At 63.5% G+C, this 25,321-nt stretch carries 27 protein-coding genes and 1 tRNA gene; 20 read left to right on the top strand and 8 right to left on the bottom strand.

Features of this window, described 5'->3' with window-relative positions:
• Window positions 1-57: 57 nt before the first annotated feature.
• From BSG09_RS13485 to BSG09_RS13520, 8 genes are all read left to right on the top strand, one after another.
• The gene (locus tag BSG09_RS13485) at window positions 58-675 is read left to right on the top strand and encodes a DUF7344 domain-containing protein (RefSeq protein WP_092933963.1); all 618 of its coding nucleotides are present in this window, start codon (window positions 58-60) and stop codon (window positions 673-675) included.
• 133 nt (window positions 676-808) lie between these two features.
• Window positions 809-1,378 (top strand): hypoxanthine/guanine phosphoribosyltransferase, encoded by a 570-nt coding sequence (hpt, locus tag BSG09_RS13490; protein WP_092933965.1) that lies wholly within the window; start codon window positions 809-811, stop codon window positions 1,376-1,378.
• 180 nt (window positions 1,379-1,558) lie between these two features.
• Complete coding sequence (locus tag BSG09_RS13495) at window positions 1,559-3,217, top strand: ABC transporter substrate-binding protein (protein ID WP_175542207.1); 1,659 nt, start codon at window positions 1,559-1,561, stop codon at window positions 3,215-3,217.
• A gap of 5 nt (window positions 3,218-3,222) precedes the next feature.
• Window positions 3,223-4,170 (top strand): ABC transporter permease, encoded by a 948-nt coding sequence (locus BSG09_RS13500; protein ID WP_092933967.1) that lies wholly within the window; start codon window positions 3,223-3,225, stop codon window positions 4,168-4,170.
• A gap of 1 nt (window position 4,171) precedes the next feature.
• Window positions 4,172-5,311 (top strand): ABC transporter permease, encoded by a 1,140-nt coding sequence (locus BSG09_RS13505; RefSeq protein WP_092933969.1) that lies wholly within the window; start codon window positions 4,172-4,174, stop codon window positions 5,309-5,311.
• Window positions 5,311-6,390: an ABC transporter ATP-binding protein gene (locus BSG09_RS13510; RefSeq protein ID WP_092933971.1), complete on the top strand. Its 1,080-nt coding sequence runs from the start codon at window positions 5,311-5,313 to the stop codon at window positions 6,388-6,390. Before BSG09_RS13505 ends, BSG09_RS13510 begins: the two co-directional genes overlap by 1 nt.
• Window positions 6,387-7,709, top strand: a complete 1,323-nt coding sequence (locus BSG09_RS13515; RefSeq protein ID WP_092933973.1) for an ABC transporter ATP-binding protein — start codon at window positions 6,387-6,389, stop codon at window positions 7,707-7,709. The genes BSG09_RS13510 and BSG09_RS13515 overlap by 4 nt, the downstream gene beginning before the upstream one ends.
• Entirely contained in the window at window positions 7,706-8,194 is a 489-nt protein-coding gene (locus tag BSG09_RS13520) for a hypothetical protein (RefSeq protein WP_092933975.1), read from the top strand. The genes BSG09_RS13515 and BSG09_RS13520 overlap by 4 nt, the downstream gene beginning before the upstream one ends.
• Before the next feature lie 240 nt (window positions 8,195-8,434).
• Here the strand turns inward: BSG09_RS13520 and BSG09_RS13525 are convergent.
• From BSG09_RS13525 to BSG09_RS13535, 3 genes are all read right to left on the bottom strand, one after another.
• Window positions 8,435-8,509 (bottom strand) — tRNA-Met (locus BSG09_RS13525).
• A 66-nt stretch (window positions 8,510-8,575) separates the two neighbouring features.
• Complete coding sequence (locus BSG09_RS13530) at window positions 8,576-9,022, bottom strand: GtrA family protein (RefSeq protein WP_092933977.1); 447 nt, start codon at window positions 9,020-9,022, stop codon at window positions 8,576-8,578.
• Window positions 9,023-9,210: 188 nt separating this feature from the next.
• The gene (locus tag BSG09_RS13535; RefSeq protein WP_092933979.1) at window positions 9,211-9,477 is read right to left on the bottom strand and encodes an HAH_0734 family protein; all 267 of its coding nucleotides are present in this window, start codon (window positions 9,475-9,477) and stop codon (window positions 9,211-9,213) included.
• 200 nt (window positions 9,478-9,677) lie between these two features.
• Between BSG09_RS13535 and BSG09_RS13540 the strand changes: the two genes are divergently transcribed.
• Genes BSG09_RS13540 through BSG09_RS13560 form a run of 5 tightly spaced genes read left to right on the top strand, consistent with a single transcriptional unit; the run spans window position 9,678 to window position 11,888 of the window.
• A complete protein-coding gene (locus tag BSG09_RS13540; protein WP_092933981.1) occupies window positions 9,678-9,959 on the top strand; it encodes a 50S ribosomal protein L44e in 282 nt (93 codons plus the stop codon).
• A gap of 5 nt (window positions 9,960-9,964) precedes the next feature.
• On the top strand, window positions 9,965-10,138 hold the full coding sequence (locus BSG09_RS13545; RefSeq protein ID WP_008009490.1) for a 30S ribosomal protein S27e: 174 nt from the start codon (window positions 9,965-9,967) through the stop codon (window positions 10,136-10,138).
• The gene (locus BSG09_RS13550) at window positions 10,135-10,935 is read left to right on the top strand and encodes a translation initiation factor IF-2 subunit alpha (protein ID WP_092933983.1); all 801 of its coding nucleotides are present in this window, start codon (window positions 10,135-10,137) and stop codon (window positions 10,933-10,935) included. Before BSG09_RS13545 ends, BSG09_RS13550 begins: the two co-directional genes overlap by 4 nt.
• The gene (locus tag BSG09_RS13555; RefSeq protein WP_092933985.1) at window positions 10,935-11,114 is read left to right on the top strand and encodes an RNA-protein complex protein Nop10; all 180 of its coding nucleotides are present in this window, start codon (window positions 10,935-10,937) and stop codon (window positions 11,112-11,114) included. The genes BSG09_RS13550 and BSG09_RS13555 overlap by 1 nt, the downstream gene beginning before the upstream one ends.
• A gap of 6 nt (window positions 11,115-11,120) precedes the next feature.
• A complete protein-coding gene (locus BSG09_RS13560) occupies window positions 11,121-11,888 on the top strand; it encodes a proteasome assembly chaperone family protein (protein ID WP_092933987.1) in 768 nt (255 codons plus the stop codon).
• A gap of 172 nt (window positions 11,889-12,060) precedes the next feature.
• Here BSG09_RS13560 and BSG09_RS13565 read toward each other — a convergent pair whose 3' ends face one another.
• Window positions 12,061-12,840 carry a DUF7839 domain-containing protein gene (locus BSG09_RS13565; protein WP_092933989.1) on the bottom strand — a complete coding sequence of 260 codons (780 nt, stop codon included), beginning with the start codon at window positions 12,838-12,840 and terminating at the stop codon, window positions 12,061-12,063.
• A gap of 111 nt (window positions 12,841-12,951) precedes the next feature.
• On the opposite strand from BSG09_RS13565, the gene artA reads away from it, so the two are divergent.
• Complete coding sequence (gene artA / locus BSG09_RS13570; protein WP_092933991.1) at window positions 12,952-13,938, top strand: archaeosortase A; 987 nt, start codon at window positions 12,952-12,954, stop codon at window positions 13,936-13,938.
• Entirely contained in the window at window positions 13,931-14,650 is a 720-nt protein-coding gene (locus BSG09_RS13575) for a metallophosphoesterase (RefSeq protein ID WP_092933993.1), read from the top strand. Before artA ends, BSG09_RS13575 begins: the two co-directional genes overlap by 8 nt.
• A gap of 38 nt (window positions 14,651-14,688) precedes the next feature.
• Here BSG09_RS13575 and BSG09_RS13580 read toward each other — a convergent pair whose 3' ends face one another.
• The 3 genes from BSG09_RS13580 to BSG09_RS21315 form a co-directional block, all read right to left on the bottom strand.
• On the bottom strand, window positions 14,689-15,546 hold the full coding sequence (locus BSG09_RS13580) for a metallophosphoesterase family protein (protein WP_092933995.1): 858 nt from the start codon (window positions 15,544-15,546) through the stop codon (window positions 14,689-14,691).
• Between the two features lie 62 nt (window positions 15,547-15,608).
• Window positions 15,609-16,964, bottom strand: coding sequence for an NAD(P)/FAD-dependent oxidoreductase (locus BSG09_RS13585; protein ID WP_092933997.1), 1,356 nt, complete (start codon window positions 16,962-16,964; stop codon window positions 15,609-15,611).
• A 96-nt stretch (window positions 16,965-17,060) separates the two neighbouring features.
• On the bottom strand, window positions 17,061-17,195 hold the full coding sequence (locus BSG09_RS21315) for a transporter (RefSeq protein ID WP_092933999.1): 135 nt from the start codon (window positions 17,193-17,195) through the stop codon (window positions 17,061-17,063).
• 167 nt (window positions 17,196-17,362) lie between these two features.
• On the opposite strand from BSG09_RS21315, the gene BSG09_RS13595 reads away from it, so the two are divergent.
• Both BSG09_RS13595 and BSG09_RS13600 read left to right on the top strand, forming a co-directional pair.
• Complete coding sequence (locus BSG09_RS13595; protein ID WP_092934065.1) at window positions 17,363-18,157, top strand: N-acyl homoserine lactonase family protein; 795 nt, start codon at window positions 17,363-17,365, stop codon at window positions 18,155-18,157.
• 157 nt (window positions 18,158-18,314) lie between these two features.
• Window positions 18,315-18,599, top strand: coding sequence for a hypothetical protein (locus BSG09_RS13600; RefSeq protein WP_092934000.1), 285 nt, complete (start codon window positions 18,315-18,317; stop codon window positions 18,597-18,599).
• Window positions 18,600-18,663: 64 nt separating this feature from the next.
• Here BSG09_RS13600 and gatB read toward each other — a convergent pair whose 3' ends face one another.
• Complete coding sequence (gene gatB, locus BSG09_RS13605) at window positions 18,664-20,160, bottom strand: Asp-tRNA(Asn)/Glu-tRNA(Gln) amidotransferase subunit GatB (RefSeq protein ID WP_092934002.1); 1,497 nt, start codon at window positions 20,158-20,160, stop codon at window positions 18,664-18,666.
• 194 nt (window positions 20,161-20,354) lie between these two features.
• Here gatB and BSG09_RS13610 point away from each other — a divergent pair, with 194 nt between their 5' ends.
• The 3 genes from BSG09_RS13610 to BSG09_RS13620 all read left to right on the top strand — a co-directional run bounded on the left by BSG09_RS13610 (window position 20,355) and on the right by BSG09_RS13620 (window position 25,244).
• On the top strand, window positions 20,355-20,654 hold the full coding sequence (locus BSG09_RS13610; protein WP_092934004.1) for a DUF7518 family protein: 300 nt from the start codon (window positions 20,355-20,357) through the stop codon (window positions 20,652-20,654).
• An 89-nt stretch (window positions 20,655-20,743) separates the two neighbouring features.
• Entirely contained in the window at window positions 20,744-24,316 is a 3,573-nt protein-coding gene (smc, locus tag BSG09_RS13615) for a chromosome segregation protein SMC (protein WP_092934006.1), read from the top strand.
• Window positions 24,309-25,244 (top strand): segregation and condensation protein A, encoded by a 936-nt coding sequence (locus BSG09_RS13620; RefSeq protein ID WP_092934008.1) that lies wholly within the window; start codon window positions 24,309-24,311, stop codon window positions 25,242-25,244. Before smc ends, BSG09_RS13620 begins: the two co-directional genes overlap by 8 nt.
• Window positions 25,245-25,321: the final 77 nt, after the last annotated feature.

Below are 25,321 nucleotides of genomic sequence, written 5' to 3' on the forward strand. Positions count from 1 at the left end.
TGAGTATTCGATCTGATCAAAGGGGAGTGCAAGGCCGGGTCGGTCCGGCACTGGGAGGTGACTGAGGTGGCACAACAGCTACAGACTGAGGACGCGTCGACGGCCGACAGTGACGAACACGACGTAACCGACGAACCGCTTTCGAAAGGCGAGGTCTTCGAAGTCCTTCGGAACCAGCGACGGCGCTACGTCGTGCAGTATCTCAAACAGGACGATCGACCGGTCGAACTCGGCGATCTCGCCCAGCAGGTCGCCGCCTGGGAGTACGACACGACACTCGAGGGAGTCACACCCGAGCAGCGAAAGCGGGTCTACACGACGCTCCAGCAGACCCACCTCCCGAAAATGGACTCGAGCGGCATTCTCCGCTTTGACTCCGATCGGGGCCTCATCGAGTCGACCGACCGAACCCGAGACATCAGCGTCTATCTCGAGATCGTCCCCGGCCGGGAGTTCGCATGGCGGGAGCTGTATCTCTCCCTGGGGGCGATCAGTTGTGCACTGGCCGCGTCGCTCTGGCTGGAGATCTATCCGCTGAGCCAGTTCTCGGATCTGACCTGGCTGTCCGTCATCGCAGGCATGTTCACGCTCACAGCGGTTGCACACATTTACTACGAGCGAAACATGCGTCTCGGACACGGCGACCAGCCGCCGGAACTCAGCTACAGCGAGTGACGACTGGCGGCTGGCGGTGAACACCCCGACCACCCCGGACTCGGGATCGTGTGGGCAGCAAACACATCCCGCCGCTTGGCCGCTCACCCGGCCGGATCGTCAACTTTTACTCTCCGACCGCCCGACCGACGACATGGATCAACTCAAGCAGTCCCTCCTCGACGCGCCGATCATCGAGAAAAACGGCTATCACTACTTCGTCCACCCGATCAGCGACGGCCTCCCCAAACTCGAGCCGGGTCTGTTGCGCGAGATCGTCATCCGAATCATCCGTAAGGCCGAACTCGAGGACGTCGATCGGATCGTCACGCCCGCAGCGATGGGCATTCACATCTCGACGGCCGTCTCGCTGATGACCGACATCCCGCTGACCGTGATCCGAAAGCGCAAGTACGGGCTCGAGGACGAGGTCGCGATCTCCCAGCAGACCGGCTACTCGGAGAACGAGATGTACATCAACGACGTCCGCGAGGGCGAGCGCGTGCTCGTCATCGACGACGTGCTCTCGACGGGCGGGACGCTCGCGGCGGTGCTCACCGCACTGGACGATATCGGTGCGGAGGTCATCGACACGGTCGCCGTGATCAAGAAGGTCGGCGGCGAAAACAAGGTCGACGACGCCGGCTACGACGTCAAGACGCTGATCAACGTCGATGTCGTCGATGGTGAGGTCGTCATCGTCGACGAAGAAGGCGATCAGTAAACGAGCGTCGACGCCTGTTCCAGCACCCGCCACTGAATCGAACGCAGACGAGAGGCTGGGTGTCAACGGTGGCTGTGTAGTTCGGACGACGAGTAGCGACGGGGCTCGCTGTCGGCTGTCGAATCGGTCCATGTCGGCCCAACACAAGGAATATGGTCGCAGAATCGGAATCTCACGCGTATGGCTGGGAATAGTGTCGGGTCAGGTGAACGCACTCGGCTGCGACGGCGTTCATTTCTGACGCATGCGGGGGCCCTTGGGGGTGCAGGACTGGCAGGCTGTCTCAGCTTCGACAGCGCCACGACCGACGGTCCGGCCGCGGAACTGATCGAGGAGGGGTTCGCGGCAGCGGACATCGAGCCGCCGTTCGAAACGACGATCGCCATCACGCAGGACGAAGAGCGAAACCGGTTCGCACAACTCCTCCAGAGCGAACTCGACGAAACCGGCTTTTTCGATGTCGAAATCGAATCGCGGGATTTCGGCTCGCACGTCGAGTCGATGCTTGCTGCGGCAGACACGGAAGAAAACGCCATCTTCGTTTCGAGCTGGACCGGCGGCTGGGATCCCAGCAACTACGTCACCATGCTTTTTCACTCGGAGAACCGGACGCCAAACGGACTCAACGTCGGCCACTACGAAAACGAAACCGTCGACGAGTACATCGACGCTGGGCTCACCGAAACCGACTCCGACGAACGTGTCGAGACGTATCGGAACCTCCAAAACGAACTGGTCGCGGACTCGCCGGCATCGTTTGTCCGGTTTCGCGAGGCCACGCACGTCTGGAATGGCGATGTCGTCAACGACTGGCAGACGTACCCGCTGCAACCTGGCTCATACTACGCGGTGTACGCCCCCTGGGCCGGTGTCTACACCGAACTCGAGGACGAAACCGAGTTCGTCGGCGACCTCGGCAGCGACGTCACGAACTCCGATCCCGTCGAAATAAACGGCGTCGTCTCGAGTCAGGCGACGGCGCTCGTCTACGAGCAACTCGTCGGCATCGACTTCGACGGCGAGGTCCAGCCGATGCTCGCGACCGACTGGGAGCAACTCGACGCGACGACGTATCGCTTCTCTCTCCGCAAGGGCGTCCAGTTTCACAACGGCGAAGCGCTTACCGCCACCCACGTCAAGCGCTCGCTCGAGCGCTACGAGGGAACGACACGGGAGAGCGACGTCTACGACTGGTACGAGAACAGTACGGTCATCGACGATCACACGATCGAGATCAGCTGCTGGCGGGAGTACGGCCCGTTCGAGACAGCACTGTTCAACGTCTCGATCGTCCCGCTGGCCGCGATCGACGGCGAAGGGGAAGCCGACCACGATCTCCAAACGAAACCGATCGGGACCGGCCCGTATCGATTCGTCGAGCACGAGTCTGGAAGCCACTGGCGACTGCGCCGGTTCGACGACCACTGGTTTGCAGGCGACGAGACGGTCCCCGCGACCCCACCGATCGAAACCGTCACGCTCGAGATTATCACCGAACAATCGTCCCGGCAGGCAGCCCTCGAGCGCGGTGATCTCCACTTCAGTTACAACCTGCCGTCGGCGAGTCTCAGCGATTTCGAGGCGAACGACGACTATGGCGTCGGCCGGCGTGTCAGTGGTGGGTTCGATATGATTCTGTACCCCTGCTATCTGCCCCCGTTTTCCGAGCCGTCGGTTCGCCGCGGCTGTAACATGCTGGTTCCGCGCGAGCGCACCCTCGAGACCGTCTATCACGGGATCGGACAGGTGGCGTATACACCGATCTCACCGCTGCTTGAGGACTACGCCGGTGAATCGTTTCAGAAAACAATCGCAAACGAGTACGTTCGCTCGGACTGATACCGATGTCGCTCGGTCGATACGTGGGTCGACGGCTGGCGATCACGGTGCCGGTCTTAGTCGGCGTCACCGCACTGACGTTCTCGTTCGTCCACCTGTTGCCGGGTGATGCGGTCGACGCGATCGTGGGCTTTCGAGACGTCAGTGCTGAGACCGAGGCGGCGATCCGAGCCGAATATCACCTCGACCAGCCGGTATGGGACCAGTACCTGTTATGGCTGCGTGATGCGATCACCCTCGAGTTCGGCGAGTCGCCGGTCACTGGCCGCGACGTGTCGGCGACGATCGGCCGCCGGCTTCCGGCGACGCTCGCACTCGGTGGGGCGGCGTGGCTGCTCGCGCTTGCGATCGGGATTCCCGCAGGGATCGTCACCGCCGTCAGCGCGGGCAAGCCGGCCGACGAAGTCGGGCGGCTCGCGGCGCTTGCCGGGATCGCGACGCCGAACTTCTGGCTCGGCCTCATCCTGTTGTTTGTCTTCAGCGTCCGGCTCGGCTGGTTTCGGGTTCTGCCACCGGACGCACCGCTCGTGAGTCTCGCGACCGTGAAGTTTCTCGTGTTACCGACGATCACGCTGGGAACGGCCGCAGCCGCGCTCGTCATGCGCCTGCTCCGGTCGTCGATGCGACGGGAGCTCGACGCACCGTATGTCACAGCCGCGCGCGCGAGGGGGCTCCCGGAACGGACAGTGATCCTGAAACACGTCTTGCGAAACGCCTTCCTGCCGGTCGTCACCGTCGCTGGCCTTCAGCTCGCGTTCCTGGTCGACGGGGCCGTCGTCGTCGAGGGGATCTTCTCCTGGCCGGGTATGGGCCGGCTGCTGGTACGGTCGATTCTTCGGCGGGATTACCCCGTTATTCAGGCGATCGTCCTCGTCATTGGCATCGCGATCGTCCTTGCAAACCTACTCGTCGACATCATCTACGCGATCCTCGATCCACGCATTCGATACTAAGATGAGCGACCGACAGCCCACCACCGACCGCGGCCGCATTCGTATCGTCGGCTTCGACGATGCCGCCGAACAGAAGCGAGACAGCGACGCGAGTAGCGACACTGCCGACGCTGCTGGTACGACGGCTGACCCCAGCATCGCCTCGAGGGGTGCCACAGGCATCGATCCGACGACAGCGTCGACGTCGGCGTCGGCTTTCGCTCAGCCGGGACGTCGTCTCGAGAACGCGTGGCGGCGGTTCCGCCGGAACCGGTCGGCGATGGCCGGGCTGGCAGTAATCATCGTTATGGCAGTGCTCGCGGTCTTTGCCCGGCCGATTACGGTGTCGACGGCCGAGGTGACGATCACGCTGCAGCCGTTCTCGCTGGCTCCCGACGATCCAACTGCGATGTTCGTCGGGCCGCCGAACGCCCCGCCCTCGCTGGCACATCCCTTCGGGACCGACTGGGCGGGCCGCGACCAGTTCTCGCGGGTACTCGTCGGTGGCCGATACACGCTCAGCATCGGTCTCGTCGCCGTCGCGCTGGCACTCTGCGTCGGCGTCCAGCTGGGCGCGATCGCCGGCTATTTCGGCGGCTGGATCGACGAGGCGATCATGCGGGTCGTCGACGTGCTCTATGCCTTCCCGTTTCTGGTGCTCGCGATCGCCATCGTCCCGATCCTCGAGCCGGTGCCGATCCTCGGGAGCGGCTACTGGACGGTGGTGGTCGCACTCGCCGTCACCGGCTGGGTCGGCTACGCCAGGCTGATCCGCGGCGAAGTTCTCTCAGTGCGCGAACGCGAGTACGTCACTGCCGCGCGAGCGCTGGGCGTCCCCGACCGAACGATCATCCGCCGACACGTCGTGCCGAACGCCATCGCGCCTGTTGTCGTGCAAGCAACGCTCAACGTCGGGACGGTCGTGCTCACCGCAGCAGCGCTTGGCTTTCTCGGGTTGGGCTTAGAGCCCGGCAGCGCCGAGTGGGGCGCGATGCTCGCACAGGGCCGCAGCTCGCTGCTCCGGGGCGACTGGCACGTGACTGTCTTCCCTGGACTCGCGATCTTCCTGTTCGTGCTGGCGATCAACCTCGTCGGTGATGGGATCAACGACGCGCTCGAGCCCGACCGTGACGGACGCGACGACCGGAGGCGGATGCGCTGATGGCGCTGCTCGAGGTCGACGATCTGGTCGTCCAGTACTACACCGACGACGGCGTGGTCCGGGCAGTCGACGGCATCAGCTACGAGATCCGCGCCGGCGAGACGGTCGGCCTCGTCGGCGAGAGCGGGGCCGGGAAAAGCGCCGCCAGCCGCGCGGTGCTCCGCCTGCTCGACGGGGCAGGTGAGATCGTAGGCGGTGAAATTCGGTTTCGCGGACACGACATCCTCGAGTTATCGGTCGACGACCTCCGGGCGATCCGTGGCGACGAGATCGCGATGGTCTTTCAGGACGCCGGCGCGGTATTCAACCCCGTCTACACCGTCGGCGAACAGATCGCCGAGACGATCCGCACCCACAAGGATGTCACCGACAGCGAGGCCCGCGACCGGACGATCGCCCTCATCGATCGGGTCGGGATTCCGAACCCGGCTGCCCGATACGCCGACTACCCTCACGAGCTCTCCGGCGGGATGCAACAGCGGGCCGTCATCGCGATGGCACTTGCCTGCGATCCCGCCGTGCTCATCTGCGACGAGCCGACGACCGGACTCGACGTGACGGTCCAGGCCGGCATCCTCGAGTTGCTCGCGGAGCTCGCAGCCACATCGGAGACGGCGATCCAGCTGGTCACTCACGATCTCGGCGTCGTCGCGGAGCTGTGCGATCGGGTGCTGGTCCAGTACGCCGGCGAGATCGTCGAGCGCGCGCCGGTCGACGACCTCTACTACGATCCGAAACACCCCTACACCGTCGGGCTGTTAGCCGCGACGCCACGGCTCGGCGACGACCGCGAGCGCCTGCCCACGATTCCGGGGACAGCCCCCGATCTCATCGACCCGCCGACAGGCTGTCGGTTCCATCCGCGCTGTCCGTACGCGGAGGACTGCTGTGCCAGCCGTCGCCCGTCGCTTGTCGATCCCGCGTCAGGTCGTCCGGACAACGGCGATCCCGAGACTCACGTCGCCGCCTGCCTCGAGTACACCGGCGACCTCGAGGCCGGGCTGGACTACGAGGTGCAGGTGCGAGATGCTGCGGACAGTGACTGCCGCGAGCGGAAACAGCAGGGTGAACCGCGATGACGACAGACGACGGCGACGAGCCGCTGGTGTGCGCCGAAGGGCTCGCGACACACTACACCACTGCCGACGGCATCCTCGATCGGCTGCTCGGGCGCGGCGAGACCGTTCGGGCAGTCGACGGCGTCGATCTCGAGCTTCATGCCGGCGAGACGGTCGGCCTGGTCGGCGAGAGCGGCTGTGGCAAGACCACGCTCGGCCGTACGCTCGTCGGACTGCTCGAGCCCGCCGCCGGCTCGGTCACCTACCGTGGGACCGACCTCACCGCGTGCTCTCGAGGTGCACTTCGGGAGCTGCGAAGCGAGATCCAGTACGTCTTCCAGGACCCGCTCTCGAGTCTGAATCCGCAGTTGACCGTCGCCGAGAGCATTGGCGAAGCGCTCGCAGTCCACGACGTCGTCCCGCCGGCGCGCCGCGACGAACGAGTTTGGGAGTTGCTCGAGACGGTCGGCCTGCAGGCCGATTATGCGACCCGATACCCACACGAACTCTCCGGCGGGCAGCGCCAGCGGATCGGCATCGCCCGCGCGCTTGCCGTCGAGCCCGAGGTACTCATCTGCGACGAGCCGGTGTCCGCGCTCGACGGTTCGGTTCAGGCCGGGATTCTCAACCTGCTGGCCGACTTGCAAGACCAGTTTGGACTCTCCTATCTGCTGATCACCCATGATCTCTCAGTCGTCGAGCACCTCGCCGACCGGGTGGCCGTGATGTATCTGGGTCGGTTCGTCGAAACGGGGACGACCGCCGAGGTCTTCGCCACCCCCTCCCATCCCTACACCGAGGCACTGCTGTCTGCGATTCCCGAACCCGACCCCCGCTGGGACGGCGACCGGGTCGTTCTCGAGGGTGCCGCCCCGTCGCCGACCGACATCCCGCCGGGCTGTCCGTTCCACACGCGCTGTCCGCGGGTACTCCCGCCCGCGGCGTCCGACCTCGGCGACGACGAGTTCCGCGCCGTGATGGCACTGCGAACCCGACTGAGCGACGCTGACGCCGACGCAGGACTCGCGGCGCTGCTCCCGCGAGGTGACGACCACACAGCCGATCCGGCTGCGCTCCGAGATGCCTACGACATCCCACGGCAGCTCTCCGACCCGGACGCCGACGATGCGCTCGCGGATGCGCTCGAGGCCGCCGCAGACGGGAATCTCGAGGCCACACGGACCCGACTCGCGTCGGCGTTCGAGACACCCTGTGAAACGACCGAACCGGTGCTAACGCCGGGGTCAGCATCCCATCCGATTGCCTGTCACCGATTCGACGACCGGTTCACAGGAGATACCGACGCCGCCGAGTCCGGCACCCGATCGACCGACAAATGACTCGAGACGCCCGCCCACGCGAGCGCGCGACCGACGAGCGCACGCGAACGATCGACTGGGCAACACTCAGCCACGTGGTGACGCCGCAGGCGCTGCGCTATCGGGCGATCGACGTCGGCGTGTCGACGGACAAACGGCGGTACGAACCCGGCGAGCCGGTCGAGATCACGATCACGTTTCGCAACCGGCTTCCGATCCCGATCCGGATTCGGACGGATTCGCCGAACTACTGGTACTGGACCGTCGACGGACTCCGATCGGCGTCACAGGTGCCTCGAGCGGTGCCCGACCGGCCCGCCGCGTTTTCGTTCACGCGGCGTGAACGCAAACGCTTCCAGCGGCAGTGGCACCAGCGAATGCAGGTCAGCGAAGACGACTGGCAGCCGGTCGATCCCGGTCGGTACACGATCGCAGTCGGCCTCACGCGTTCGGATGCTGCTGCTCATGGACTCGTTGACACTGCTGTCATCGAAATTGTCAGCTAACGTGGTGGTTTCGACGGCACGGTTGCAACGAAGCTGCCCCTTGGCTCAAACTGTACCGGTGCTATGGTTGGCGCTCACGAGTTTGTTTGTGCCAAAACATAGCGGGAGGTAGATTTGAACCACGCCGACTTCGGTCGCTTCGCTCCCTCGTCGTCTAGTTCAAATCTACTCGTCGTATTTCGACGAATTCTGGACTCGCTCCTCGCTCCACTCGTCGTTTGTCGTTGAATTCGTCAAAAGTAGCGGGAGGTAGATTTGAACTACCGGTCTGCGGGTTATGAGCCCGCCGGAATCTCCTGGCTATCCCATCCCGCTACCTGTTCATACCCGAGTCGCCTAGTTAAGGGTTGTGATTCGGGTGCCGTATGCGGGTTTCTCCCGTCAGTCCTGATGGACCTGCCACGTATAGAGGCTCTCACAGGTGTAGTTAACGAAGAAGCCGACGCCGATCCCGACGACGTTCGCCAGCACATACCAGATCGCAAACCGGCGAACCAGAACAGCTAGTACCGCCAGCGTCACGAGAAACCCACCGAATCGGACCACGTTTGAACGCAGGAATCGCTTCCCCAGGGGTCGAAAGCCACTCTTTCCGTAGTCAGAGAACGTCCATCGTTCGTTGATCGCAAAGATCACCGCGATGCCGAGCTCCCAAGAGAGCACTTTCGCGATGACCGGACCGAGAACTGTCACCTCGACTAACAACACGAGAACCACATTGTCGACGGCCGCTCCGACGGCACCAACGCCGACGAACTGCCCGAATCGCGTCGTCGAACACAGCGCGCGAACCCGCATCCGGACGGCCTCTGACAGGGAATCACTCATCGTCGTATTCGGTCTCGAGCGTACCCGTCACTGTCGACGGCTCGGATTTCCATCTTCCGGTCGCCGCGTAAAAATAGCAATTAAAATACAGATCTGCGAACTCGAGCACGCTGCCTGAATTGCCACTGGAAGCTGGTCATGGACGGACTGGGCGGACAGGACTCGGGACGAGGGTGTACCGATGTCGATCAGATCGCGAGATCGGCTTTCGGCCGGATAACTTCGACATCCTCGGCCTCGACATGGTCGACATCGAGGAAGTGTGGCATGTAGTTTCGCCGCTCGTAGTCCTCGTACTCGTCTTCCTCGCCGACGGTACACCAGAGCTGGACCCGGTCGGGACCGTGGTACTCGCCGTTTCTGTTGATCCCAAAACAGACCACTTCCGACTCCCCGTATCGGATGATCGCCCCATTTCGAATGCCGGGATCGCCGTGGATGATGAGCTGCTTCATGCCTTCAGCTTCACAGGAGAGCGGATTAAACGCTTCGGAGGCTGCTGTCGCCTCGCAAGCCGGACGACGGAGCGCAGCCTCGTCTGCAAGTCAACAGCGAGCGTGGCAGGCCAGCGCGTCGTCGCCAGTGGGCGGTGGCCCGGCGGCTATCAAACGGTTTTTAAACAGCGCTGCCATAGGCCACAGCAAGTGAGATAACCATGCAGATGCCACGCCGATTCAATACGTACTGCCCGCACTGCAACGAACACCACGAACACGAAGTCGAAAAGTCCCGCACCGGCCGCTCCTCGGGTATGAAATGGGACGCTCGCCGTACCCGGCGCAACAGCGCGTCGATCGGGAACTCCGGTCGCTTCTCGAAGGTGCCCGGTGGCGAGAAGCCAACCAAGAAGACCGACCTCAAGTACCGCTGCAACGAATGTGGCAAGGCCCACCTCCGCGAGGGATGGCGCGCTGGCCGACTCGAGTTCCAGGAGTGATTTCAATGGCAGGAAACTTCTACAGCGTCCGATGCGGTGACTGCGAGAACGAACAGACCGTCTTCGGCAAGGCCTCCACGGAGGTCGCCTGTGCCGTCTGTGGCACGACGCTTGCGCGACCGACCGGCGGCAAAGCCGAGATCGAACACGAGATCATCGACACAGTCGAGTCACGATGAAATACAGCGGCTGGCCCGACCCCGGCGAACTCGTCGTCGGCAAGATCGACGAAATCGAGGACTTCGGTGTCTTCGTCGATCTCGAGGAGTACGAGGACAAACGCGGACTGATCCACATCTCCGAGGTCGCAAGCGGCTGGATCAAAAACGTCCGCGATCACGTCCGCGAGGGCCAGATCGTCGTCTGTAAGGTCCTGGATGTCGACGAGAGCTCCCAGCAGATCGACCTCTCGCTGAAAGACGTCAACGACCACCAGCGCTCCGACAAGATTCAGGAGTGGAAAAACGAGCAGAAGGCCGACAACTGGATGGAACTGGCCTTCGGCGACGAAATCGACGACGAGGCCTACACCGCGATCGCCAACGAACTGATCGGGGCCCACGGAAGCCTCTACGACGGCTTCAAGCAGGCCGCAATCCACGGTGAGGAAGCTCTCGAGGACACCGATCTAGCCGACGACGAGATCGACGCGATCGTCGAGACGGCCCGCGAGAACGTCTCGGTCCCCTACGTCAACGTCACTGGCTATGTCGACTTAGAGAACCCCTCGCCAAGCGGCGTCGACGGTATCCGCGAGGCTCTCGAGGCTGCCGAAGGCAATGGCGGGGTGCCCGAAGAAGTCGACCTCGAAGTGAGCTACGTCGGCGCACCCGAGTACCGCATCGAGGTCCAAGCACCCAACTACAAGACCGCCGAGTCCCAGCTCGAGGACAGCGCTGACCGCGCGATCGCCGCGATCGAAGGTCACGACGGCAGCGGCGAGTACCACCGCGAGCGACGCACCGACGACGAGTAATGAAATCGGATATCCGGGTGTGCTCGGCGTGGCAGACGGCCCACGACCGCCCGGTGTATACCCTTTCTGAGACCTGTCCTGACTGCGGTGCCGACGCCGAAAACAGCGCGCCGGCACCGTTCGATCCCGACGATCCTCACGGCGAGTACCGACGCGCTCTTAAACGTCGCCATCGCTGATACGGTATGGACGAACTCGAGATCGACGCAGTCGCCGAGGTCGAACTGGACGACCCCGTCCTCGTCGAGGGGTTGCCGGGGGTTGGACACGTCGGCACGCTCGCCGTCGAGCACTTGCTCGAGGAACTCGAAGGCGAGAGCACGCTCGTCCGACGGGTCTACTCCCGCGAGTTCCCGCCGCAAGTGAGCATCGAGAACGGCGTCTCGGAACTGACCTGTGCTGAGGTCTACGCTGTCGACGTTCCCGACGGCAGGGACCTCCTCCTTTTGACTGGCGATCATCAGGCCCAGAGCAACGCCGGTCACTACACGCTGACCGACGCCTTCCTCGACATCGCCGCGGCGTTCGGCGCGACGGAAGTCTATGCACTCGGTGGCGTCCCGACCGGTGAACTCATCGACGAGTACGCCGTCGTCGGGGCCGTCAGCGACGAGTCGTTGCTCGAGGGACTCGAGGACGCTGGCGTCGAGTTCCGCGATGACGAACCCGCCGGCGGCATCGTCGGCGTCTCCGGGCTCTTGCTGGGACTCGGCGAGCGCCGTGGTTTCGATGCGGCCTGCCTGATGGGCGAGACCAGTGGCTATCTCGTCGATCCGAAAAGCGCTCGATCGGTGCTCGAGGTGCTTGCGGACATCCTCGGTTTCGACCTCGATTATGAATCCCTCGACGAGCGAGCCGACGAGATGGAAGACGTCATCGGCAAGATCCAGGAGATGGAACAGCAACAGAGCATGGACGTGCCGACCGACGACGACCTGCGCTACATCGGGTAACGACTCGATTTGCTTCGTTCTTGCAGCCAGTTGTGTCGCTGAGTGAGCTGCACATTCTAGAACTGGGAGACGGGACTGACGGCCGGACCGCTTATACGGTCTCCCGTCACTGTGTCCCGGCGCATCCGCGGCGGGGTATGGAGACGCCAGAACTGACCGGCGGGTGTCCGTATCAGCCCTCGAGGACTTCGTAGGACACGTCGGCGTCACGCAGTGCATCGGTGACGCGGCCGACGGCGTCGGTCGTCGCGACGGCGGTGACTGCGAGGCCGTGACTTGCAGCGTCAGCCGCGACGTCACCAACGGCGAAGGTGACCGCAGGCTCAGTACCGGCCTGCCGGCAGGCGACGACGGCCTCGACACCGGTGGCGACGACGATATCGGCGTCGGCACACGCGCCGGTGACCGTCTCATCGTCGATCGCACGGCTGCCGCCGGTACGGATCGATGGCACCTGGAGGACGGTGACGGAGCCGGGCTCGAGCTCCATGACACCCTCGAAGCTGGTGACACCGACATCGGTCCCGGCTTCGGCGTCGCTGGTCGCGATCCCGGTCGCGGGACCCGCATTCCCTGGCGTAGCATGAAGCAGGCCGTTCTCAACGGTCAGCGAGACCGTCTCGCCCTCCTCGATGTCGTCGGTAGCGATGTACGCATCCTCGCTCATCGCGCCGAGGACGTCGCCGGTGACGTGGTCGGCGAACCGACGAACGTCGTCGGCAGCACGGAAGAGCCAGTCGACGCCTTCGCGAGTGACGCGATAGCGAGAGCGGCCTTCCTTTTCGACGAATCCTTCCTCGACGAGTTCGCGAATGTATTCGCTGACGGCCTGACTCGTTACGCCGACTTCCTCGGCGATCTCACCCTGGCTGACCGCGGGCTGGCGCTCGGCGATCTGGACGAGAATCCGGAACCGCGTCGCGGCCCGCTTGTTGTCGAGGACGTCGACCATACCGCTATATTTCGGTGCGCGGCAAAAAGGGACGCGGTCGGCCCGCTGTGTCGATCGGCCGTACCGAGGCGTCAAGTTGATAGCCGGAGAGACCATCGGATTGAGGTGAACATGCCGACCCTACCCGCGTCGACAGCGGTGACTATCGGTTCGATTCCGCTCGGAGACGTCCTCGCCTGGACCGCGATCGGCGCGTTCGTCGCAGCGATGCTCCTCGAGTGGCGCGGTTTCGTCGATCCTGCACGCTATCTCGCCGCAGGTGCCTGGGTCGTCTTCGGCCTCTTCTGGCTGACGATGGTCCCACACTACTATCTCGAGGTCAAAAGCCCGATTCAGACGCTGCTGACACTGGCTGCACTGCCGTTGTCCGTCTATGCCGGGTATCTGCTCGTTCAGGGACGAGAGTCACTGCTCGTACTGTCGAATGCCGTCGCGTTCATGGGTCTTTTCTATCTGCCCGCGGAGACGATCCCCGTCGTTCGCACGTGGCTGATCGAGACGACGGCCGCCCAGACGCATTTCGGGATGGAACTGTTCGGCTACAGTCCCGGCATCATCGAAGGGAGCAACGGCTACATGAGCAAGTTCGGGTTCGATCCCAACGAGACGGTGACCGGCCGGACGACCTACATTATCATGTCCTGTACCGGCATCGGCAGCATGGCCATCTTCGGCGGCCTCATCGCAGCGGTCGACGCACCGTTCAAGCGGAAGGTCACACCCTTCGTGCTCTCGATCGGCGTCATCTGGTTTCTGAATCTCGTCCGGAACGTCTTCATCGGGCTGGCCTCGCCGTGGGGCTGGTTCCAGCAGGACATCCTCGTCTACTTCGTCACGGAGTTCATGGGCGCACCCGCCGACCGAACCTCCTATCTCGTCGCCCACAACTTCATCGCCCAGTCGCTGTCGATCGTCGCCTTGCTTGGCATTACGTACCTTGTCGTCCGCCTGCTCCCCGAAGTGCTCGAGCCCCTCGAGGAAGTCATCTACATCCTGACCGGGACGGAGTACGACCTCGCGGACGCCCTCGGCACGGACGTTCAGGGCGAGACCGACGCGGCGGCACGCACGGCCCGCTCCGAAACGGGCGATGACTGACACCGGCGTCGAGATCGACGTTCCGTTTGCCGTCCACGACCGCGCTGTCTTCGTTCCCGCTGCCGAGACGCTCGTCCTCGCGGACGTTCACCTCGGGAAAGCAGCCGCCTCGAGCGTCGACGCCCCGATCGACGACGGTGCCGACGTTTGCGACAGACTCGCGGACCTACTCGTGGCGACCGAGCCGAGCACGGTTGTCGTTGCGGGCGACCTGTTAGACTCGTTTTCGCGCCTTCCACGCGGCGTCGAACGCGATCTCGAGCGACTGATCGATGTCGTCAACGCGGCTGAAGCCGAGTTGGTCGTCACGCCTGGCAATCACGACACGATGCTCGAGGCTGCCTTCGACGGCGAGACAGCACTCGAATACGAACTGGCCGACGGCGAGACAGTGGTCTGTCACGGCCACGAGCGCCCGGAGACGACAGCCGAGCGGTACGTTGTCGGTCACGATCATCCCGCGCTGTCGATCGAGGGGAGCAAACGACCGTGTGTCCTCTATGGCCCCGATGCCTACGAGGGTGCGGACGTGCTCGTCCTTCCCGCGTTTACCCGACTCGCCGCTGGCGCGACCGTCAATAGAATGGCTGGCCGCGAGTTTCAGACGCCGCTCGTCCGGAACGCAGACGAGTTCTATCCCGCGGTTCGGGACGACTCGAGCGGCGAGACGCTGTGGTTTCCGCCGCTGGGAGAACTCCGAAAACTGCTGTGAACCAGCTGTGAGCGCACGTCGGCTGCGTTCCGACGCGCTCACTCGACCGGTGGTTCGGCGTCGGTGATCGAGACGTCGCCGTTCTCGAGGGTCACGTCGTAGGCACGCCGATAGCCGGCGTTGAGACAGGGCGTGCCGGCGACTGTTTCGACGCCTTCGGCCTCGTGAATGTGTCCGCACGCGACGAACGAAATGTCGTGATCGGCCAGCAGGTTCCTGAGTGCGATCGATCCCCAGTGGCGACCGCCGATACGGGGGACGGACTCGGCGACCCGATCGAGCGTGGTGTTGAACGGTGGGACGTGTGTGAGTCCGATCGTCCCGTGGCTGTCCTCGTCAGCCGTCGCGAGCGACGTCAGCGTCTCGTATCCATCACTGTAGGTGGCAAACTGCTGGTCGAACCCCTCGAGTCGGTCGCACAACGCGGCGGCAGCTTCCGTGTCATCACCTGTGGCACGGTCGAGCGTTCGCGCGAGCCACGCGTCGGGGTCGTCGATCCCAGTCATCTCGTCGGGATTGTATCGGACTTCCGGACCGTCGTCGAGCAGGTCGCTCCCGAAGCCAAAGGCGTGGTATGAGCCGATATCGGCCGTCGCTCGGTGCAGGTTCCGTCCCCCTGTCGAACCGTCGATGAACTCTTCGTGTCGATGATGATCGTGGTTTCCGGGGACCGTTAGAACTGGGACGTCGAGTTCGTCTAAGTGCTCGAAGAAGGCCGTCGCTTCCTCGAGTCCGACCAGTTCTTCTTGCTGCAGCGTCCCGTTTGCGACGCTCACGCGAGAGTGAGCGACGTCGCCGACGGTGAGGACGGCGTCGAACCGCTCCCACGACGGGTGCGGGCGGCCGGCGTACCCGTCTTCGCCGAGGTGGAGATCCCCGAGTACGAGTAGTTTCATGAGAGAAATCAGACCGGAACGTCAGCGACCAGCGACTTAACGATTGCGTCGTGACCGGTCCGTCACCGGCCCCGTGATCCCGACAGATCGTCGATGACAGCCTTCGCAGCCTGTCGGCCGCTCTCCATCGCACCCTGAATGGACGACCACCGCATGTAGTCACCCGCCAGATAGACTGCTCCTGCCGGATCGCGAACGTCGGGCAGCCGCTCGCGAAAGCCCGGTGGCTGGACGAACTGGGCGAACGGCACGCGCTCTGTATGGAGGGTCTCGAGCCCGTCGAACCCGTAGTCGGGATACCACGACTCGAGTGTCGACCGCGTTCGCTCGGTCAGTTCGGCGTCGCGTTCCGCCGCTCCGCGGCTCGCGCCGCTCTGCCTCGAGGGGCGATGGCCCTCGCCGCCGAGATACGTCGCACTGATGAGGGTCGTCCCGTCAGGGGCGTACGTCGGAGCGACCGCGCTATGCGGGACGACGTGGTTCGGCCCCGTTTCGGTCGCGTTCAACAGCAGCCGGCGGTCGGTCTCGAGGTCGACGCCAGGTGGCAGCGCGTAATACTGGGTGACACAGCCGCGTGCCTCCGTGGGGATCGCATCGACGCCGGTCAGCTCGCGTGCGGTCGGTGGGTCGGTCGCGACGACGACCGCGTCAGCTTCGACGGTCCCGGTATCGGTCTCGACCCTGACGGGACCGTCCGATCCGCTCGAGTTGCCCCCGGTCGCTGTAACCGACTCGGCACTGACCCCGGTTTCGATGGTGCCGCCGACCTCGCGGACGCGGTCTGCGAGTTGGCGCGGAATTGCACCCATTCCTGCTGCAGGGACGGCAATCTCACCCGCCGCAAGGGTCCGGAACGTGTACTCGAAGACACGGCTCGAGGTCGACAGCGAGCGATCGAGGGTAATCCCGCCGTAAAACGGGGCGACGAACTCGTCGACGAACCGGGCTGAGAACCCGCGTTCATCGAGGTATGCCCGGATCGTCTCGTCGGTGCCCTCCTCGAGTATCCGCTCCGGATCGGTTCGACGGAGGTTCCACCAGAGTCGAGCGATTCGGAGCGCGTCGCCAACGGAAACGGATTGGTTCGACAGCGTCGCCGGGATCGTGCCGGGCTCTCGAAGCGGGTCTGCGAGCGTCGATCGGCCGTCGGGGCCTGCGATGGTGGCACCCGGCGCGAATCGTCGTAGGCCGAGTGCCTCGAGATCGAGTTCTCGCTGCACTGCGGGATAGGCCGTAAACAGCACCTGAAAGCCGCGATCGAACCGGTAGCCGTCGCGCTCGACAGTGCGGACGCGGCCGCCGACCGTCTCGCGGCGCTCGAGCAAGGTGACGTCGACGCCGCCGCCGGCGAGGTGCCGGGCGGCGACGAGTCCAGCGAGACCGCCGCCGGCGACGAGAACGTGCGGGGGTGAAGCCATACGTACTGATTGAACGACAGTCAATAAAACCGTGGACCTAACGATGCAACGCGTGCAAATCGAACCAGCCGAAAGCCAGCGGCGATCGTGAAACGGTTAGTGATCTGTTATGATTCTAAGCGCAGCCCCAACGAGAATCACGATTGCGCCGAGGATCGTCGCCACGGGTGGAATCGGGACGAACAGCAATCCAACACCGACGACGAGCACAATTGTCGAAGTTCTGATCATGTGGACACGACGGCCCGACGACAGGAAGACTCACGGCAGGCATTGACAACGAGATCGGAACGAGAGACAGGACAGGGCAGGACAGGGCAGGGCAGGATCGCTCCGAGGAGCCGGCCGCGCCGATATCGAGTCCGCACCCATAAGCGCATCCCACTCATGATGTGGATATGGTCGACGCAACACTCACACCGATCGATCGCGGGACGATCACCGCCGACGTCAACAACATTATCGAGGGAGCCGTCCTCGGAACTGCCGCCGAGCCAAATCCCGAGACGGTCATGGAGGACGCGCCGGTCTACAACGTCGTCATCGACCACCCCGAGGCGACGATCCTCTGGGATACCGGTTCCCATCCCGACGCCGCAGACGGCCACTGGCCCGCCGACCTCTATGCGGCCTTTGAACACACCGGCCTCCGGCCGCTCGAGGACGATTTGGCCGACGCCGGCTACGCAGTCGCTGACATCGACATGGTGATCCAGACGCATCTGCACCTCGACCACGCCGGCGGCCTCTACGCGTTCGAGGACACCGATACGCCGATCGTCGTCCACGAAGCGGAGCTGAAATACGCCTACTACAGCGCCAAAACCGACGCGGGCGACGTGGCCTACCTCGCCGGCGACTTCGATCGTGAGTTGAACTGGGAGCCCGTCCACGGCGACCGTCGACAACTGTTCGACGGCCTCGAGCTCATCCACTTGCCCGGCCACACGCCCGGCCTTCTCGGCGTGGTGCTCGAACTCGACGACGCCGGCACGGTGATCCTCGCGGGCGATCAGGCCTACTCTCGAGTGAACTACGAGCAGGAACACCCCATGGGTGGCGGCCTACTCTGGAGCAACCGCGACTGGCACGAGAGCCTCCGGACGCTCAAGGACCTCGAGCGCCGCCATGACGCGCGGGTGTGCTGTGGGCACGCCACGGAGGATCTCGAGGCGCTGCAAGACGGTCTGTAGAGTGGCTTACACGGACTCGTTCCATTCTGTCTGTATCTTGTCGCACGGACGTATCCCACGCCTGTCGCCGACGGCGACGGTCGGTCGCGTCAGATCGGTATGGAGCTCATGTCGTCTGGCAGTACAGTTTATTACCAGCGATCCTCACGTTAGTCGTATGGGTCTGTTTACTGGGCTGCTGAACGTTCTGTCAGCGGGTATCGTCGTTGTCTTCGTCGGCCGTGCAGTCCTGAAACTCCTCGAGAATCCCGACCAGCCCCATCACAAACTGGTGTCAGCGAAAGAGCGCCATGCTACGACGATCGTCGGGATCCCGCTTACGCTCGTCGGCCTCTCGACGATGGTCAGTGGCCCGCTTGCAGTCCCGTATAATGCGCTACTGATACTGCTCCCAGGAATCGTCCTTCTCGTCTATCCGGACTTCAGCCCATCCGGTGTCTAACACTGGCTGCGACAAAACCGCTCGAGAAACTGTACAACCGTCTCAGTAGGAACTAGATTCGGACCTAGCCCTCGAGTTCGGCCCGCAAGAGCTGGTTGACGTCACCTGGGTCGGCGCTGCCACCGGTCTTTTGCATGACCTGACCCACGAGGAAGTTGATCGCGCCGTCGTCGCCCGACTCGTAGTCGTCGACGGCGTCCGGGTTCTCGTCGATGGCTTCGACGACGGCCTTCTGGACCTCGTCTTCGCCGGTCTTGCCTAAGCCTTCCTCAGCAACGACCTCGTCCGGCGTACGGCCGTCATCGAGCATCGACCGCAGGACGGTCTCGCGGGCGTTTTTCGCCGTGATCTCGTCCTCGGCGACGAGTTCGACCAGTCGGGTGACTTCCTCGAGTCTGTCCTCGATCTCGGTGATCTCGATGTCGCGGTAGTTGAGTTCGCCAAGCAGGTTGTCCGCAACCCACGTGGCGGCGAGGTCGGGATCGAACTCGCCGGCGACGTTCTCATAGAAGTCTGCGACCTGTTTCGTCGAGGTGAGCTTCGAGGCGGCCTCCTCGTTCAGGCCGTACTCTTCTTGGAACCGCTCGCGGCGGGCCGAGGGGAGTTCCGGAATCGCGATCTCGTCTTTCCAGCCGGAGACGCGCAGCGGCGGCAGGTCGGCCTCCTCGAAGTAGCGGTAGTCTTTCTCTTCTTCTTTCGAGCGCATCGAGACCGTGATGCCCCGACTCTCGTCCCAGTGGCGGGTTTCCTGTTCGACCGCGCGGCCGCGCTGGATGGCGTTTTTCTGGCGCGTCTCCTCGTATGCCAGCGCCTTCTCTGCGCCCTTGTGACTCGAGATGTTCTTGACCTCCGTCCGGTTGGCTGCCGCGAGTGCTTCCTCGCCGATCTCGTCGACGCCGTCGCCGTCGATTTCGTCCTCGGGAATGATCGAGAGGTTGGCGTCGATCCGCAGGCTGCCGTCGCGCTCGGCATCGAAGACGCCCAGGTACTCGAGCACTTCCTCGAGTTCCGCGAGGAAGGCTCGCACTTCGCTTGGGCTGCGGAAGTCGGGGGCCGTGACGATCTCCATCAGCGGCGTGCCCGCACGGTTGTAGTCGACTAAGGTGTACTCGGCCGAGTCGATGCCGCCACCGCCGCCGACGTGCTGGAGGCTGCCCGGGTCCTCCTCTAGGTGAGCGCGCTCGATCGTGATGGTACGGCGCTGGCCCTCGACGGCAACCTCGAGTTCGCCGTCAGCACAGATCGGCTCGTCGTACTGGGTGATCTGGAAGTTCTTGGGCAGGTCGGGATAGTAGTAGTTCTTCCGGTGGAAACGGGTCTCCTCGGGGATGTCGGCGTCGATCGCCTTCCCGATTTTGACGGCGGCCTCGACGGCAGCCTCGTTTAACACCGGTAGCGCCCCCGGCAGGCCAAGACAGACCGGGCAGACGTTCTCGTTGGGGTCGTCGGTCTGGTTGGTCGAACAGCCACAGAAGATCTTCGTATCGGTTTCCAGCTGAACGTGAACCTCGAGCCCGATAACGGTCACGAGGTCGCCCTGCTGGACGGTCTGGGCAGTCATTGGACATCGATTCGGCCCCACAGGGGTAAAACGTAACGGGACGAAGTCGTCGCACTCGGCTGTGACGTCTTCGAGTACCCCGGTCGGTTGTCTGCCCGCGTGTTCGGGACCGATCGGTCGTCGGAGGACCGTATATAAGATAGCTTATATTCGTCTGACGTACGTTTATGTGGCCGGACGGCCCCCTAGCAGATATGTCGAACAACCGTGTCGAGCAGCTCGAATCGACGGTTTCGGAACTCGAGTCGACGGTAACGGGCCTGACGGAGGAATTGATCGAGGCGAAAGAGCGGATCCGTGTTCTCGAGGCCGAACTCGATGCCGACACGCCGACGCGCGTTCCTGAGCGACGGGCGGAGCCAGCCGATGGGGACGAGACTCCCGAAGCCGAACCCGACGACGTCGCCGAAGCGGCGGCCGATGCCGAAGATGAGGCGGACACGAGCAGTGACGAAACGGAAGACTCAGGTAGCGACGACATTATCGTAGCATAACTGCAGGCGACGCCGTGGGGCGGGGAACGGAGCCGTAAGGAGTACCCACGACTGACGGCGTTCGACGACACGGAGGCCGCGCAAGGAGAATGTATATCAAGGCGATCATCCTCGACGATTTCAAGAGTTTTGGGAGGAAAACCAAGATCCCGTTTTACGAGGATTTCACGGTGGTGACAGGCCCAAATGGCTCTGGAAAGTCGAACATCATCGACGCCGTCCTCTTTGCGCTCGGACTCGCCCGAACCCGTGGGATCCGCGCCGAGAAGCTGACCGACCTGATTTACAACCCCGGTCACGAGGACGGGAACACGTCCAGTGGCCCCCGCGAGGCCACCGTCGAGGTCGTCCTCGACAACTCCGATGGCACCTTAGCGCGCTCGCAGGTCGTCAATGCTGCGGGAAGCGAAGATGTCGGCGACGTCGACGAGATCCGCATCCGACGGCGCGTCAAAGAGACCGAGGACAACTACTACTCCTACTACTATCTCAACGATCGCTCGGTCAACCTCTCGGACATCCAAGACCTACTGGCCCAGGCCGGCATCACCCCGGAGGGGTACAACGTCGTCATGCAGGGCGACGTCACCGAGATCATCAACATGACGCCCCACGCCCGCCGGGAGATCATCGACGAGATCGCGGGCGTCGCGGAGTTCGACGCGAAAAAGGAAGACGCCTTCGGCGAACTCGAGACGGTCCAGGAACGGATCGATGAGGCAACACTCCGCATCGAGGAGAAACGCGATCGGCTCGAGCAGCTCGCGGACGAACGCCGGGAAGCCATGCGCTACCGTCGGCTCCGCCGGGAAAAAGAGGAGTACGAGGGCTACAAGAAAGCCAGCGAACTCGAGGAGAAACGCGACGAACTCGCGTCGGTCGAAGCCGAGGTCGACGACCTCGCAGACGAACGCCGCGAACTGCAGCGGGAACTCGACGAACGCGAAGGCAAAGTCGTCCGCTTAGCCGAAGACCTCGAGGATCTTAATGCCGAAATCGAGCGCAAAGGCGAAGACGAACAGCTTCGGATCAAAAGCGAGATCGAAGAGCTCAAAGGCGAAATCTCACGCTTCGAGGACAAGATCGAAGCCAGCGAGGAGGCGATCGAAGACGCCGAATCGACGCGTCGCGAGGCGTTCGTCCAGATCGACCGCAAACAGGAGACGATCGACGATCTCGAGGCCGAGATCCGCGAGCAGAAACTCGAGAAAGCCTCCATAAAGAGCGAAATCCAGGAACGCGAAGCCGAACGCGACGAGCTCGAGGCCGAGATCGAAGCCGTCGACACCGAGTTCGACGAACTCAAGGCCGAACTCGCCGAGCGCAAGGACGACCTCGAGGCAGCCAAAACCGAGAAAAACGACCTACAGCGCGAGCAGGATCGCTTACTCGACGAGGCCCGGCGACGCTCGAACGCCATCAGCGAGAAAGAGGACGCGATCGAGGCCAAACGCGAGTCGATCCCCGAGATCGAAAGCGAGCGAAGTGACCTCGAGCGAGAACTCGAGAAGGCCGAGCGCAACCGGGAAAACATCGCCGAGGTCGTCGAGGACCTCAAAGGCGAGAAACGCCGGCTCCAGTCGGATCTCGACGACATCGACGACGATCTGCAGGCCAAACAACAGGAGTACGCAGAACTCGAGGCCAACGCCGGCCAGAGCGGCGACTCCTCGTTTGGCCGTGCGGTGACGATGATCCTCAATTCGGGGATCAACGGGGTACACGGCGTGGTCGCCCAACTGGGGACGGTTCCCGGCGAGTATGCGACCGCCTGCGAAACCGCCGCCGGCGGTCGACTGGCGAACGTCGTCGTCGACGACGACGTCGTCGGCCAGCAGTGTATCGAACACCTCAAGTCGCGCAACGCGGGCCGGGCAACCTTCCTGCCGCTGACGGATATGAGCCAGCGCCGGCTACCGTCGGCACCGAGCGATCCGGGCGTCGTCGACTTCGCGTACAACCTTGTCGACTTCGACAGCGAATACGCGGGCGTCTTCTCCTATGTTCTCGGGGATACGCTGGTCGTCGAGGACATCGAGACCGCCCGCTCGTACATGGGTGACTACCGGATGGTCACCCTCGACGGCGATCTGGTCGAAAAGAGCGGCGCGATGACCGGCGGCTCCGGCGGCGGCTCCCGGTACTCGTTTACCGGCGGTGGCGAGGGCCAACTCGAGCGCGTCGCCAAACAGATCACGGAACTCCAAGACGAGCGCGACTCCCTCCGCGAGGAACTACGCGGCGTCGAAGGGCGGCTCGACGACGCTCGCGATCGCAAGAGCGACGCAGCCGACGAAGTCCGCTCGATCGAAGCCGAACTCGAGGGACTCGACAAAAAGCGTGAGCGCATCGAGACGGAAATCGAGGACCTCGAGTCCGACCTCGAAGAGCTTCGTGAGGAACGTGAGTCCGTCGACGAGCGGATGAACGAGATCGCCGACGAGATCGAGGCGAAGACGGCAACGGTCGAGGATCTCGAGGCCGAGATCGACGAGCTCGAGACCGAACTCGCCGATTCGAAGATTCCCGAGTTGACCGATCAGATCGACGCACTCGAGGCCGAGATCGACGAGCGAGAAAACCGCATTCAGGATCTCGACAGCGAGCTCAACGAACTCTCCCTCGAAAAGGAGTACGCTGCGGACGCTATCGAGGACCTCCACGACGACATCGAGGCCGCGCAAAATCGCAAGGCAGAGCACGAAGATCGGATCGAGGAGTACGAGACCCAAATCGACGCAAAACGCGACGAACTCGCGGAAAAGCGCGAGGCCGTCGAGGAGTTAGAAGAGGAACTGACCGAACTGAAGGCCGAACGCAGCGAACTCAGGGAGGAACTCTCGGACGCGAAGACGAAACGCGACCAGCAGCAAGACCGGGTCAACGCCGTCGAAAGCAAACTCGAGGACGCTCGCGAACGCGTAAGCGACCTCGAGTGGGAGATCGAATCGCTCGAGTCGGAGGTCGGTGACTACGATCCCGAGACCGTCCCCGATCACGACACCGTCATCGAAATGATCGACCTGCTGAGTGCGGACATGGGGGCGATGGAGCCGGTCAACATGCTCGCGATCGACGAATACGACGAGGTTCGCGAGGATCTCGATGAACTCGAGGACGGCAAGGCGACGTTGGTCGAGGAAGCGGAGGGCATCCGTGACCGGATCGAGCAGTACGAAACCCAGAAGAAACAGACGTTCATGGACGCCTACGACGCGATCGCTGCCCACTTCACGGAGATCTTCGAGAAGCTTTCGGAGGGAACGGGGACGTTACACCTCGAGAACGAGGACGACCCGTTCGACGGCGGCCTGACGATGAAAGCCCAACCGGGCGACAAGCCAATCCAGCGACTGGACGCGATGTCCGGCGGAGAAAAGTCATTGACAGCGCTTGCCTTTATTTTCGCGATCCAACGGCACAACCCAGCCCCGTTCTACGCCTTAGACGAGGTCGACGCGTTCCTCGACGCCGTCAACGCCGAGCGGATCGGCGAGATGGTCGACGAACTCTCCGAGAAGGCCCAGTTCGTCGTCGTCTCCCACCGGTCGGCCATGCTCGATCGCTCCGAGCGGGCGATTGGCGTGACGATGCAACAGGACAACGTCAGCGCGGTGACCGGCATCGACCTGAGCAGCGGCGAGGTGCCGGCCGATGACTGACGATGAGATTCCGCTGAACATCACGGGCCACGAGGATCGCGACCGGCCCGACGAGACCGACGGCATCCTCGAGTTCACCGACACCGAGTCGACGGACTCCGACGATGACGAGGCGACCGTCGAACCGGTCGAACTGCTCGTCCAACTTGCCGAAGACGGCGAGATCGACCCCTGGGACATCGACGTCGTCCGGGTCACCGACAAGTTCCTCGAGGCGATCGACGACGTCGACTTGCGAACGTCCGGGCGGGCGCTGTTCTACGCGAGCGTCCTCTTGCGGATGAAAAGCGACGAGCTGTTCGCGGCCGACGACCCCGACGAGGAGGAACTCCCGCCGTGGGAAGCGCCGTTCGCCGACGACAGGCCGGCGGACGCTGCGCACGACGACGACGGTCAGGACTACCCACCGGGATTCGATCCTGTCGAGAACCTCGAGGACGAGATGGAACGCCGCCTCGAGCGCAAGCACGCCCGCGGCAAACCGGAGACGCTGGACGAACTCGTTCGCGAGCTCAGAACGGCCGAGCGCGACAGCTGGTGGAAGGAATCCCGCAGTTACGATACGAGCGACTCACCCAGCGGCTACGATCGCGGCGTCCAGGAGTTGAACTACCACTCGGGCGATGACTTCCGAGTCGACGACGAGCCGACCAGCGACGACGTCACCCACACGACCCACGAGGAGGACATCGAAGCGGTCATCGACGACGTCGAGGCCGAACTCGAGACCCACTACGAACGGGGCCGCGACGAGGTGCTGTACGGCGAGATCGATACGGTCGGTGGCTCGCGCGTGATGACGTATCTCGCGTTGCTCTTTCTGGCCCATCGGGGCCGCGTAACCCTCGAGCAGGACGATCTGTTCGGCGACCTGTGGGTGAAGGAGGCGACGGTGGAGTCGGACGCGAGCGAAGCGATCGCTGACTAATACGGTCTGCTATCACGGATACCGGCGCACCCGCAGGACGGGTCGCGGGTGCGCCGGCACTGACTGAGCGGAGTCCG

Source organism: Natrinema hispanicum, from assembly GCF_900111485.1.
Lineage (GTDB): Archaea > Halobacteriota > Halobacteria > Halobacteriales > Natrialbaceae > Natrinema > Natrinema hispanicum_A.

Excerpts from the sequence above, each read along its gene's own strand:
- BSG09_RS13580 (WP_092933995.1), bottom strand. The coding sequence starts at position 15,546 with ATGAAACTACTCGTACTCGGGGATCTCCACCTCGGCGAAGACGGGTAC.
- BSG09_RS13520 (WP_092933975.1), top strand. The coding sequence starts at position 7,706 with ATGACTCGAGACGCCCGCCCACGCGAGCGCGCGACCGACGAGCGCACG.
- BSG09_RS13610 (WP_092934004.1), top strand. The coding sequence starts at position 20,355 with ATGTCGAACAACCGTGTCGAGCAGCTCGAATCGACGGTTTCGGAACTC.
- smc (WP_092934006.1), top strand. The coding sequence starts at position 20,744 with ATGTATATCAAGGCGATCATCCTCGACGATTTCAAGAGTTTTGGGAGG.
- BSG09_RS13545 (WP_008009490.1), top strand. The coding sequence starts at position 9,965 with ATGGCAGGAAACTTCTACAGCGTCCGATGCGGTGACTGCGAGAACGAA.
- BSG09_RS13560 (WP_092933987.1), top strand. The coding sequence starts at position 11,121 with ATGGACGAACTCGAGATCGACGCAGTCGCCGAGGTCGAACTGGACGAC.
- BSG09_RS13600 (WP_092934000.1), top strand. The coding sequence starts at position 18,315 with ATGGGTCTGTTTACTGGGCTGCTGAACGTTCTGTCAGCGGGTATCGTC.
- BSG09_RS21315 (WP_092933999.1), bottom strand. The coding sequence starts at position 17,195 with ATGATCAGAACTTCGACAATTGTGCTCGTCGTCGGTGTTGGATTGCTG.
- BSG09_RS13550 (WP_092933983.1), top strand. The coding sequence starts at position 10,135 with ATGAAATACAGCGGCTGGCCCGACCCCGGCGAACTCGTCGTCGGCAAG.
- BSG09_RS13620 (WP_092934008.1), top strand. The coding sequence starts at position 24,309 with ATGACTGACGATGAGATTCCGCTGAACATCACGGGCCACGAGGATCGC.
- BSG09_RS13510 (WP_092933971.1), top strand. The coding sequence starts at position 5,311 with ATGGCGCTGCTCGAGGTCGACGATCTGGTCGTCCAGTACTACACCGAC.
- BSG09_RS13595 (WP_092934065.1), top strand. The coding sequence starts at position 17,363 with ATGGTCGACGCAACACTCACACCGATCGATCGCGGGACGATCACCGCC.
- BSG09_RS13575 (WP_092933993.1), top strand. The coding sequence starts at position 13,931 with ATGACTGACACCGGCGTCGAGATCGACGTTCCGTTTGCCGTCCACGAC.
- BSG09_RS13540 (WP_092933981.1), top strand. The coding sequence starts at position 9,678 with ATGCAGATGCCACGCCGATTCAATACGTACTGCCCGCACTGCAACGAA.
- BSG09_RS13535 (WP_092933979.1), bottom strand. The coding sequence starts at position 9,477 with ATGAAGCAGCTCATCATCCACGGCGATCCCGGCATTCGAAATGGGGCG.
- BSG09_RS13555 (WP_092933985.1), top strand. The coding sequence starts at position 10,935 with ATGAAATCGGATATCCGGGTGTGCTCGGCGTGGCAGACGGCCCACGAC.
- BSG09_RS13515 (WP_092933973.1), top strand. The coding sequence starts at position 6,387 with ATGACGACAGACGACGGCGACGAGCCGCTGGTGTGCGCCGAAGGGCTC.
- hpt (WP_092933965.1), top strand. The coding sequence starts at position 809 with ATGGATCAACTCAAGCAGTCCCTCCTCGACGCGCCGATCATCGAGAAA.
- BSG09_RS13495 (WP_175542207.1), top strand. The coding sequence starts at position 1,559 with ATGGCTGGGAATAGTGTCGGGTCAGGTGAACGCACTCGGCTGCGACGG.
- BSG09_RS13505 (WP_092933969.1), top strand. The coding sequence starts at position 4,172 with ATGAGCGACCGACAGCCCACCACCGACCGCGGCCGCATTCGTATCGTC.
- BSG09_RS13565 (WP_092933989.1), bottom strand. The coding sequence starts at position 12,840 with ATGGTCGACGTCCTCGACAACAAGCGGGCCGCGACGCGGTTCCGGATT.
- BSG09_RS13585 (WP_092933997.1), bottom strand. The coding sequence starts at position 16,964 with ATGGCTTCACCCCCGCACGTTCTCGTCGCCGGCGGCGGTCTCGCTGGA.
- gatB (WP_092934002.1), bottom strand. The coding sequence starts at position 20,160 with ATGACTGCCCAGACCGTCCAGCAGGGCGACCTCGTGACCGTTATCGGG.
- BSG09_RS13530 (WP_092933977.1), bottom strand. The coding sequence starts at position 9,022 with ATGAGTGATTCCCTGTCAGAGGCCGTCCGGATGCGGGTTCGCGCGCTG.
- BSG09_RS13500 (WP_092933967.1), top strand. The coding sequence starts at position 3,223 with ATGTCGCTCGGTCGATACGTGGGTCGACGGCTGGCGATCACGGTGCCG.
- artA (WP_092933991.1), top strand. The coding sequence starts at position 12,952 with ATGCCGACCCTACCCGCGTCGACAGCGGTGACTATCGGTTCGATTCCG.